Raw genomic sequence first — 10839 nt, forward strand, 5'->3', positions numbered from 1 at the left:
CGGGGGGAAGACCCGCTCACCGCGTCCTGTCGGACGCGCCTTCATCGTCACTTACCGTTTCGCTGTCATGCGTCTCGCCCCCAAGGAGGCTCAGAAACAATACAGCGCACTTGCAGATGTGTCAACCCTGGCGCGGGTTACGGTTGACAGCGGCCTGGCGCGGCTCCAGGGGAAAGTCAGGAGGAAAGTCGGGGCGGACATATAAGGTCAGGATAAAGGCGAGTCGAGCCGGGGCGGAGGGCAGGCTCAGACGCTAGACTCCGGGGCGTGAGCACCAGAAAAACACCGCCAGGAGCTGCCAAAATCCAGAGCTACCAGACCCAGACCTACCGGGCCGCCTTCGATCAGCTCACGCGCATTGCCGCCGAGCTGGAAGAGGGCGAAACCGATCTGGACCGGGTGCTGCCGTTGCTGGCCGAGGCTCAGGCCGCCTACGAGGTCTGCCGGGGCCGCATCGAGGCGCTGAGAACGGCGCTGGGTGGAGAAACGCCCGCACCGAATTTGCAAGGCACGGACGCCGACTCGGAAGACGACCCAAACAATCAAGAGACAGACGATCAGGACAACGAGTTGGAAGATTTCTTCTGAGGCGAGGCACCTCTTCGGGCTCCCAGACCGTATTGGCCGGACTTGAGCCTGTGCTGGGGCTATCAGGACTAAGCCGCCGGTTTCGTGGATTGTCGAGGGCAGCGGCACGCTTCATCTGTGCTTCATCTGTGTTCCGGACATCTGTGCTCCGGACACCTCCACTTTCGAGTTCAGCCTCAAAGCAAGTGGCGCTCCTGTTTCAGGCGCTGCGTCCGCCACTTCCCCTGCCCCAGTCCATTCGCCCCGCCTTGAGGCTCCCCCTCCGGCGTGATACAATCTTGCGCTGATGCCCTGCCGTATGTTTGCGGCAGAGGAACACCCCGAAGTCTGAGCGGCCCAACCTCGTGTGAACGCGGCCCAGACCGGGGTTCACAAGGAGAACACCACGATGTTTGCAATTATCCAGACCGGCGGCAAGCAGTACCGCGTACAGGAAGGCGACGTGATCCGCGTCGAGAAGCTCCCCAAAAACGAGGCTGGCGACAAGCTGGACCTGACGGCCCTGATGGTCGGCGGCGAGCAGACCTTATTTGGCGCCGACGCGGCCAAGTTCACCGTCAACGCCGAAGTCGTCGATCACGGCAAGCTCAAAAAGATCTACATCCGCAAGTACAAAAGTGGCGTGCAGTACCGCCGCCGCACCGGCCACCGCCAGCAGTTCACGGCCCTGCGCATCACCGGCATTCAGGGCTGAGCGCTGAGCGCAAACATCCCATGAAGTGAGGGCCTTCCTCACCCCTGGACAAGAATCCTGACTCGCACTCCCCAGCAGTACCCACAAGAGGTAACGGACATGGCTCACAAGAAAGGCGTAGGTTCTTCCAAAAACGGACGTGACAGCCAGCCCAAGATGCTCGGCGTCAAGAAATTCGGCGGCGAGAAGGTGCTGGCCGGGAACATCCTGGTTCGCCAGCGCGGCACCAAGTTCCGGGCGGGCGTCGGCGTCGGCATGGGCCGCGACCACACCCTGTTCGCGCTGGTCCACGGCGAAGTGGTGTTCGCCAACAAGGGCGCCAAGGGCCGCTTTATCAGCGTGCTCGAAGTGCCTGTGCAGCTCGCCGCCGACTGAATTCAGCGCGGCTGAGTTGATTAAAAGCTGAGTGGGTTCAGGGCTGAGCAAATCAAATCAGTTGTGCAGGGGCCGGGCTACGCGCTCGGCCCCGTTCAGTTTGATACGGCTGAATTAGAAACGGCTGATTTTTATATGGATCGGGCTTGATGCAGATGGGCCTGATACGAAAATAGGCTGGATACGGAGTAGCTATGGCGTTTAGAGACGTACTGGAAATTGAAGTGACCGGCGGCAACGGCGGCGACGGCTCGATGAGTTTCCACCGGGCCAAATACATGGAAAAGGGTGGCCCAGACGGCGGTCACGGCGGCAAGGGCGGCACCATCTACCTGCGGGCCGTCGAGGGCGTCGAGAGTCTGGAACGGCTGCTGGGGCGGCGACGCTTCAAGGCGGGCACCGGCAACGGCGGCGAGGGACGGCTGCGCAACGGGGCCGACGCCGAGGACATCATCATCGACGTGCCGGTGGGCACCACGGCCTTCGACGCCGACACCGGCAAGGTGGTCGCCGACCTGATCCGGCCCGGCCAGACGAAGACCATCGCTCGCGGCGGCGCGGGCGGGCGCGGCAACAGCGTCTTTGCCTCCAGCACCCGGCAGGCGCCCAGATTCGCCGAGATCGGCGTGCGGGGCCAGCGGCGCAGAATCCGCCTGGAGCTGCGGCTGATCGCCGACGTGGGCCTGGTCGGCTACCCCAACGCGGGCAAATCGAGCCTGCTGGCGGCGCTCTCCAACGCCAACCCGGCCATCGCGGCGTATCCGTTTACCACCCTCTCCCCCATTCTGGGCGTGGTGACCGGCGTGCATGACGAAGACCGCTTCACGCTGGCCGACATCCCCGGCATCATCGAGGGCGCCAGCGAGGGCAAGGGCCTGGGGCTGGAGTTCCTGCGCCACATCAGCCGGACCCGCGTGCTGGTCTACGTCATCGACGTGGCGGTGGACCCCCGGCGCGAGCTGGAGGCGCTGCAATCCGAGCTGCGCAGCTACGACCCGATGCTGCTGGGCAGCGTGGCGCTGGTGGCGCTGAACAAGATCGACACCGTGGACGAGGAAACCGCATTGATCGCCGAAGACGAACTGGTGATGGTGGGCCTGCCGGTCTTGCGCATCAGCGCCGCCGAGCGCACCGGACTGGATGAGCTGCGCCTGGCGCTCTTCGAGCTGCTGCCCGCCCGCGAGCTGTGGGCCCAGACGCACGCGCTGGAAGAGGAGAGCGACACCATTGTGATTCCGCCGCTGGAACTCGAACTCAGCGAATCCGTGAACACTGAGGGCGAACCGGAGCGGGTCTGGATGGTCACGGGCGGCGGCTTCGAGGAGAAGATCGAGCGCTTCGCCCGCCACCTGGAAGACGCCGCCGAGTACCTGTCGGGCGTCTTCCAGCGTCAGGGTCTGTACAACGCCCTCAGAAGGGTCAACGCCCGCGAGGGCGACACGGTGGACATCGGCGGGCTGAGATTCGAGTATTTCGAGGAACAGGAGAGGGAAAGCCGCCCGTGACCGGGAGCGGCTGGGCGGCGAGGGCGGCAATCCAGACCCGACTGGAAGCGGGTTCGGAGTCAGCTTCAATTGCCGCTTCCACGACAGCGGCCCGTCCGAACCTGGCGCTATACTCGTCAAATGCAGTCGTGGCCCTCCCAATCCCTGTCATGATTCAAACCCGTTTCCAGACCCCGCTGTACCCGGCGCCCGCGCAGCCCACACCGACACCTGTGGCCGAGTGGCTGGGGCGCGTTCGGCTGATGGTCAAATCGCGGCGCTTCGAGCACATCCTGCGGGTGGCGGCGCTCGCCCGTCAGATCGCGCACGCCAACGCCATCGACGCGGACCGGGCCTACCTGGCCGGGCTGCTCCACGACATCGCCCGCGATCTGCCCGACGCCGAGCTGCTGAGACTGGCGCCGCCGGAAACCCCGGTGGACCAGGCGCATCCGCTGGCGCTGCATGGCCGGGCTGCCCGCACCCTGCTGGAGCGCTGGGGCTGCTGCGACCTGGTGGTGCTCGAAGCCGTCGAGGACCACACCACCGGTCCGCGCAGCGGCAGCCCGGTGGCGGCGTGTGTCTACATTGCCGACGTGTCCGAGCCGGGCCGGGGCGTCAACGAGAACATCCGTGAGCTGGCGATGGTGGACCTGGAGGGCGCACTGGCGCAGGCCATCAGCTCCAAGGTGCAGTACCTGCGGGCGCGGGGCATTCCGGTGCATCCGCGCACCCTGGAGGCGTACCGGGGCCTGCAACGGCGCGGCGCCCTGCCGCCTGAGCAACCGCTGACACAAGCGCTGATGAGCCAAGGTTCTGTGCTCCAGACCGGTCAGCTCCAGACCGGTCAACTTCAAACCACCAAGCTCCAGGCCGGGCAGCGACGCGGCGACCAGACCCGTTCCGGCAGCGTGTGAGGGGGCCGGGCACAGGCATGCCGAACACGGGCGTTCAGCGCTGGCGCTGGGCCAGGCCGCTGCAACTCGCCGCCCTGACCCTCGGTGCGCTGTGCGGCGGCGGCTACTACGCCCTGAGTCAGAGCAGCGCCGTGGCGGCGCCCATCAGTGTCAGTGCCGGAGCGCTGCCCAGCTTCACGCTGCTGCTGGCCGGGCGCGACATCACCTACTGCTACTACCGCCAGCCCTGCAAAGACCAGAACCAGCGCAAAGGCGTCATTCAGACCGCCAACACCGACACGCTGATGGTCGTCAAGGTGCAGGGCAAGCGGGTGGATGTGCTCTCGATTCCCCGCGACACCACCGTGGGCGACTTCGACCCACGCGCCTCGGCCTCCGAGCAGAAGGTCAACGCCAAGTACTGGAGCGGCGGGCCGACGGGCCTGGTCAGCGCGGTGGAGACCATCACCGGCGAGCGGATCGACAACTACCTGATCGTGCGCACCGACGAGGTGGCCCGTGTCATCGACGCGCTGGGCGGGCTGGACATCGACATCCAGCAGCCGCAGGGCATCGAGTGGGTCGATCAGGCGGCGGGCGTCAACCTCAAGCTCGCCGCCGGGCCGCACCACCTGGCCGGGCAGGAGGCGGTCTGGTACCTGCGCGTTCGCAAGGGTTTCGGCGACGATTACGGGCGCATCGACCACCAGAAACAGGCGCTCAGCCAGCTCGCCAGCAAGTTGCCCACCGCCCGTGGTCTGGCCGCCCTGCCCACTATCGTCGGGGTGATGAACGGCGTGGAGACCAACCTCGACCCCAACATCATCCAGACGCTGCGCCCGGCGCTGGGCCAGTACAAGCTCAGCTTCGCCACGCTGCCCACCGACACCATTCGCGGCAGCTTCAACCTGGCGGTCAACCGCGACAAGCTCTCGCAGATCTGGGGCAACCCTACCGGAGCTGTCAGCGCCGCAGAGGGCGCCGCGCCCAGCAGCCCGGCGGACCCGAACGCCGAACCGGGCGCCAGGGTGACGCTGCTGCTGCAAGACGCCAGCGGGAGCAAGCTGGGCGAGAAGATGGCCGGGGTGCTGCGGCGTTCAGGCTACCCGAACGTCCGGGTCAGTCAGGCGCCCGTGAGCGACGAGCACAGCCAGGTGTTTACCCAGTCGGATGTGGGCGCCGCCCAGACCCTGGCGGACCTCCTGAACCTGCCCCGGCTCCAGGGCGAGCGCTTTTCGGTGCAGCCCGGTCAGGTCGGCCTGCTGCTCGGCAGCGACGCCACAACTCTGTTCGCCGCGCTGAACCGTTACAGTCCGGCGCCCTGAGTACCTCATTCTTTTACTCGTTTCTTTTACCCGTTTCTTTTACTCGCTTAGCTCACTTTCAATCTCTGACTCACACCCTGCCCTGGACTCACCTCTCCTCCACTGACCCTCGTACCAGGGCCTGACTGACGTTCAGTTTCGCCCATCTGTCTCCACACGCCGCACGCCACAGGCCACAAGCCTTCCGGAGCCCCTATGACGATGATTCACCCCGATCCCAGCATGTTCAAGCAACTCCAGTCCATCGTGGACGCCGCCCGTGAGCGCCGCGCCGAGGACGTGGTGGTCCTCGACCTGACGCAGGTGAGCACCACCCTCGAATTCTTCGTGATCTGCACCGCCACCGCCGGGCTCCAGCTCAACGCCGTGCAGGAAAACATCCGCGAAAAGGCCATGGAGGCGGGCCTCAACCGCCCTACCGTGGAAGGCCCCTCGGACCGCTGGCTGCTGCTGGCCTTCGGATCGAGCATCGTGGTCCACCTGATGACCAAGGACGCCCGTGAGTATTACGACCTCGAAGGGCTGTGGAGCGACGCCCGCAGCCTGAGCTTCCCGGAACAGCGCTGAGATGAGCAAAACCCTCGCCCAGACGTTTATTTTGTTCGACTCTTGAGCGGCGCGGTGCTGGCCTCGGCGCCGCTGGGCACCGGTCACCACCGCGCCGCTCAGACTTGACCCCCTCCGGCTGGGCCGTTATACTTCTTCCCGTCCTGACTACCCCTGGTGGGGCATCGTCTAATGGCAGGACGGCGCTCTTTGGAAGCGTTGATCATGGTTCGAGTCCATGTGCCCCAGCCAATCAGAAAGGCCCGCCGCGTGCGGGCTTTTGTGTTGCCGCTGCGTCGCCGCCGTGTCGCCACTGGCAGGCAAATGTCCGCTCAGTCACTTTCTCATGATAAGCGAAGCCTCATTTATGAAGGCCCGTCAGACGACCCGGATCAGCTTAAAGTCAGCTCCCAGCGCCGCCCGACACCCGCGCCATTCTGACTGGCGGCTGAATCTTAATAAAGGCTTTCTCCGCTCAGCCTCATAGGGCGTCACCTTTGGCAACGTAGGCTTCTTTTCAGGAGGCTCCACATGAACAAGTTGCTCGTACTGCCCGCCGCCCTGCTGCTCAGCAGCGCCCTGGCGGCCCCCAAGATCAGCGCCCAGAGCATTATCGTCAACCCCGTCCAGCCGGACGTCAGCGTGCGCGTCTACACCGACAAGAACCCGGACGGCTCCCAGACCCCCGATTACCGCGTGGGCGAGAAGATCACCATCAACGTCATCACCAACCAGGACGCCTACGTCTACCTGTTCAACATCGACGGCAGCGGCAAAATCGATCAACTGCTGCCCAACCGCTTCGCCAGCGGTGCGAACTTCGTCAAGGCCAACGTCGTCAAGTCGTTCCCGGCCCCCGGCGACACCTTCACCTTCGACATCGACGGCCCGGCGGGTCTGAACAAGGTGCTGGCGCTGGCCTCCAAGACCGAGCTAAATCTGGGCGACCTGAGCAGCTTCAGCGGCCAGCAAAACGAACTCGCCACCGTCAAGGCCAAGGGCCAGGAGCAGCTCGCTCAGGCCCTCAGCATCGTGGTCAACCCGATTCCGCAAAATAGCTGGGTCAGCGACACCGCCTTTTACAACGTGGCCCTGGCCCAGCAGGTCCAGACCGGCAACCTGTTCGTGGGCACCAACGTCCCCGGCGGCGTGGTGTTCCTGAACGGCCAGCGCCTCGGCGACGCCAACCAGACCTACAGCGCCATTCGCCCCGGCAGCTACCCGGTCCGCATCACCGCGCCCGGCTACCGCGATTACGTGGCGAACATCAGCATCCGCGCTGGCGCCACCACCAACGTCAACGTCGAGTTCTCGACAGCCGTGACCCCTCAGCCGCCCGTGAGCAACACCGCACCCGTCAACATCCGCAGCAGCCTCAACGGCGCCACGGTCTTCGTCGACGGACGCCAGGTCGGCACCGTCCAGAACGGCGGCCTGAACCTCAGCCTGACGCGCGGCTCGCACGAGATCGTGCTGATCGCCCCCGGTTACCGCACCTTTGTCAACACCTATAACGTCAGCAACGGCGGCACCATCACCATCAACCCCACCCGCTAGATACAGCGCGTTCAGAAGGCCCCGGCGATCAACCGGGGCCTTTTGACGTGCCGACCTCAAGCCTGGCCCAGCGCCTCCACATCAACCTTGAGGGCGTCCAGGCGAGAAAGCAGCTCGGCGTTCTGGCGCCCGGCACGCTCCAGGCGGCTGCCCTCCTGGCGGATGAAGCCGGTGAACGGCAGCAGCGCGTCTTGCAACCTGGCGTCAGCACGTTCCTGCTCGCGCTCGTATTCGCGCCGGACGATGCGCTCCAGGCTGCCCCGGAGTTCCGCGATACGCACCCGCAGTTGCCGCAGCGCCGCCAGCCGTTTTTGCGGCAAGACGAATAATCCCAGGCTGCCCACCGTAATGGCCGCCAGCACGCCGGTAAAGTCGGCCAGGGCGCCGCCGATGGCCAGGGCCGTGACCGTGCCGATGGCGACGCCGCCCGCCCCGAAGCCGATCACGCCGCGCATGGCGTCCTCGGCGTCGCGGGAGAGTAGCCGGGTCAGCTCCTGCTGGGTGCCCTCGGCGACGTGGCGCTGGGCGCTGCCGGAGATGCCCTCGATCAGGGCACTGCGGTCATACGAAAACCGGCTGCGGGCCACCTCGCCTTCGGGCTGGCGGCGGATCAGGTCGGCCTGAACGTCTTCCCAGAAGTGCAGATTGCTCTCGACGAAGCGGTCGATCATCGAGCCGAACTGGCCCTCGATAGCGTCGGGCAGGTCGGCCACGGCGCCTTTGCGAAAGGCGGCTTCGAGGTCACGCCCGTTGAGCAGTTGCCGGACGTTGGCCAGGCGCAGACTCCGGTCAATAAAGGCGTCGGCCCGCACCTCGAACTCGGAGAGCAGGCGGCCCATCCGGTTGAGCTGGCCGTCGAGTTCGGCGCCCATGCGCTCGTGGTGGTGGGCTTGCTGCTCCTCCAGGCGGGCGTGGGTGGCCATGTCGCGGCTCAGCGTGGCGCGGGCGGCCTCGGTGCGCCCGGTGGCCCCGGACAGCAGCTCGGCGGCGGTGCCCAGCGGCGCGGCGAGCTTGAGGCGGGTGCGCCCGGTTTCGGACAGTCGCATCTTGAGGACTTCGCGCAGCGCCCCGAAGCCCACGTCGCCGCCACGCTGCTCGGCGCGGGCCGAGACCAGAAAGACCGGCGGCGTCAGGCCCAGCGTGGCCCGCGCTCCGGCTTCCACGAAGTTGCGGACCTGCACCTTGGCGTCCTGGGTTTCGAGCAGGTCGGCCTTGTTGACCACCATCACCACCGAGCGGCCCCAGCGCTTGACCAGCTCCAGAAACTGCCGCTCGGACTCGGTGAAGGGCCGGTCCGCGCTGGTCAGAAACAGCACCAGGTCGGCACGCGGCAAGAAGCCCTCGGTGAGCGACTGGTGCTGCCGGATGATGGCGTTGGTGCCCGGCGTATCGACCAGCGCCACGCCTTCGAGCACCCGCAGCGGCACCCGCAACCTACTGACGAAGGGGTCGGCGGTGGCCTCCAGCTCGCCCCGCGTCTCGCCGTGCATCAGGACGTAGATGCGGTCGGTGGTGGGCGTGACGCCTTCGGGCAATGCCTGGTCGCCCAGCAGGGCATTGATGAAGCTGCTCTTGCCCGCGTTGAACTCGCCGACCACCACCAGCAAAAACGCTTCGTCGAGGTGGCGCAGGGCGGCTCTGGCCTGTTCACTGGCCTCGGCAGGGGCGCCCTGGACCTCCAGCAGCGACTGAAGGTCGGCCAGCAGGCTGCGTTCACGGGTCAGGAGGTCTTGCACCCCGGCGCTGACGAGTTGAGTCATGGGGCATTCTAGAGGCTGGGGAACGGCCTGGCCCGGTCTGCTAGCGTGGGCACATGAGCGACCCACCAGAACCCCCGCACGGTCCCCCGCATGATGCCCCGCATGATGCACAGTTGCTGGGCATCCAGTTCACCTTGCAGGACATGAGCGAGATCAATTTCGCCAAAGTCCTGAACGACATCATGCACGACCACGCCTTTGCCCGGCCACTTCAGGTCCAGGTGATCGAGCCGCGCCCGGACAGGCAGGGCGGCTTCATCGACGGTCAACTGACGCTGGCCTTTTTCGAGTCGGACCGGGAGCGGGCGGCGGCGGCCATGCAGCGCCTGAAGACCATTCTGCTGCGCTACGGCGCCCAGGTGGACCACATCCGGATGCCGGGGGAGGAGCGGCTGAACTGAGGGCAGACGCCGACAGCCCACCGCTGGACAAACCGCTAATCACACTGACATTCACCATACTGGGGGCGATGACCAGCACCGACCCAATGCGTGTTCAGCTCCTCATGCCCCACCGCTTCGGCCTGGGCTGGGTGCCCTGTGCGCCTGGACGGAGAAGGGGTGCTCAGGGGTGGTAGTGACGGCTTCCAGCTCGACGAACTACATTTCACTTATTACACTTGAGTTAGGCTAATTGTATGACCGCCTCGTTGTCTTACCTCCCTACCCTTCAGGAACAAGCTCAACTGGAAAGCCTGGCTAGCACCGTTCCGGCTGAGCGGCCACGGCTGTGCCTTCAGGTGATCGGCAGTGCTCAGCCCGTGGAGTTGCCTGAAGCGCTCGCTGAACTGGTGGCGCTGCTCATTCGTGAGGGGGCCGCTGGACACGCCGTGAGTGTGGTGCTGCCGGACGAAGAAGTGGGCACTATCGAGGCCGCCAGAATGCTTGGCATCAGTCGCCCTTTTCTGGTCAGTCACCTGCTCGACACCGGGAAACTGGCATTTCATAAAGTTGGAAGTCACCGCCGGATCACCCTGCGGGATCTGCTGGCATATCAGACCGAACAGGTCCGGCGACGCCGCCTGGCGGCAGCCCTGAGCGCCGAAGATCAGGCGCTGGGATTGTACTGACGGTGACGCCGCCCGTCCCCCTCCGGCTGTTTTGTGATGCCAATGTGCTGTACGCCTCGGTCCTGCGAAATCTACTCATTCGTCTGGCGCTGGCCGACGTGCTGGAACTGCGCTGGAGCAAGCAGGTGCAGCAGGAATGGGTCCGGAACCTGCTGGAGCATCAGGGCGACCTGGACGCCGCACGACTGGAGCGCACCTGTGCCCTGATGGACCGTGCCCTGCCAGACGCCTGCATCAGTGGCTACGAAGCGCGGCTATCTGGGCTGACCCTGCCCGACCCTGATGATCTACATGTGCTGGCGGCAGCCTTGCATGGGCAGGCCAGTCATTTGTTGACCTTCAACCTGCGCGACTTTCCAGCCGCCGCACTCGCTTCACTGGGTTTGCAAGTCCTGCATCCGGATGGGGTGCAACTCAGAAATGGGGAACCGGAAAAGCACGGTGGCGCAGCGGGTGAAACTGGAGTGGGCGTGAGGACGAAGCTGAACCCGCACGAAGGGCCGCCATACCAGCAGCTCCTGAACGTGACCAATGCTGGCCAGCAC

General features: G+C 65.4%; 12 protein-coding genes and 1 tRNA gene. 12 read left to right on the plus strand and 1 reads right to left on the minus strand.

What is annotated here, in order from left to right:
• The first annotated feature begins 267 nt into the window (after positions 1-267).
• The 9 genes from xseB (at position 268) to Q0R23_RS00740 (ending at position 7465) form a co-directional block, all read left to right on the plus strand.
• Positions 268-588, plus strand: a complete 321-nt coding sequence (gene xseB / locus Q0R23_RS00700) for an exodeoxyribonuclease VII small subunit (protein ID WP_293909241.1) — start codon at positions 268-270, stop codon at positions 586-588.
• Positions 589-976: 388 nt separating this feature from the next.
• Complete coding sequence (gene rplU / locus Q0R23_RS00705) at positions 977-1282, plus strand: 50S ribosomal protein L21 (protein ID WP_293909243.1); 306 nt, start codon at positions 977-979, stop codon at positions 1280-1282.
• A 99-nt stretch (positions 1283-1381) separates the two neighbouring features.
• The gene (rpmA, locus tag Q0R23_RS00710; protein WP_293909245.1) at positions 1382-1657 is read left to right on the plus strand and encodes a 50S ribosomal protein L27; all 276 of its coding nucleotides are present in this window, start codon (positions 1382-1384) and stop codon (positions 1655-1657) included.
• Between the two features lie 194 nt (positions 1658-1851).
• Positions 1852-3162, plus strand: coding sequence for a GTPase ObgE (gene obgE, locus Q0R23_RS00715; RefSeq protein WP_293909247.1), 1311 nt, complete (start codon positions 1852-1854; stop codon positions 3160-3162).
• Between the two features lie 149 nt (positions 3163-3311).
• Complete coding sequence (gene yqeK / locus Q0R23_RS00720) at positions 3312-4058, plus strand: bis(5'-nucleosyl)-tetraphosphatase (symmetrical) YqeK (protein WP_366520369.1); 747 nt, start codon at positions 3312-3314, stop codon at positions 4056-4058.
• A 17-nt stretch (positions 4059-4075) separates the two neighbouring features.
• The gene (locus Q0R23_RS00725) at positions 4076-5362 is read left to right on the plus strand and encodes an LCP family protein (protein ID WP_293909249.1); all 1287 of its coding nucleotides are present in this window, start codon (positions 4076-4078) and stop codon (positions 5360-5362) included.
• A gap of 195 nt (positions 5363-5557) precedes the next feature.
• Positions 5558-5929 (plus strand): ribosome silencing factor, encoded by a 372-nt coding sequence (gene rsfS / locus Q0R23_RS00730; RefSeq protein WP_293909251.1) that lies wholly within the window; start codon positions 5558-5560, stop codon positions 5927-5929.
• Positions 5930-6086: 157 nt separating this feature from the next.
• Positions 6087-6160, plus strand: a tRNA-Gln gene (locus tag Q0R23_RS00735).
• Positions 6161-6439: 279 nt separating this feature from the next.
• Positions 6440-7465, plus strand: coding sequence for a DUF4384 domain-containing protein (locus Q0R23_RS00740; RefSeq protein WP_293909253.1), 1026 nt, complete (start codon positions 6440-6442; stop codon positions 7463-7465).
• 56 nt (positions 7466-7521) lie between these two features.
• On the opposite strand, the gene Q0R23_RS00745 is transcribed toward Q0R23_RS00740, so the two are convergent.
• Positions 7522-9225, minus strand: coding sequence for a dynamin family protein (locus tag Q0R23_RS00745; RefSeq protein WP_293909255.1), 1704 nt, complete (start codon positions 9223-9225; stop codon positions 7522-7524).
• A 53-nt stretch (positions 9226-9278) separates the two neighbouring features.
• Between Q0R23_RS00745 and Q0R23_RS00750 the strand changes: the two genes are divergently transcribed.
• The 3 genes from Q0R23_RS00750 to Q0R23_RS00760 all read left to right on the plus strand — a co-directional run.
• Entirely contained in the window at positions 9279-9626 is a 348-nt protein-coding gene (locus Q0R23_RS00750; RefSeq protein WP_293909257.1) for a hypothetical protein, read from the plus strand.
• 236 nt (positions 9627-9862) lie between these two features.
• The gene (locus Q0R23_RS00755; protein WP_293909259.1) at positions 9863-10294 is read left to right on the plus strand and encodes a helix-turn-helix domain-containing protein; all 432 of its coding nucleotides are present in this window, start codon (positions 9863-9865) and stop codon (positions 10292-10294) included.
• A gap of 2 nt (positions 10295-10296) precedes the next feature.
• Positions 10297-10839, plus strand: a 543-nt coding sequence (locus tag Q0R23_RS00760; RefSeq protein WP_293909261.1) for a PIN domain-containing protein, incomplete at its 3' end; no start/stop codon positions are given.

The sequence above is a fragment of the Deinococcus sp. genome, from assembly GCF_025362455.1.
GTDB lineage: Bacteria > Deinococcota > Deinococci > Deinococcales > Deinococcaceae > Deinococcus.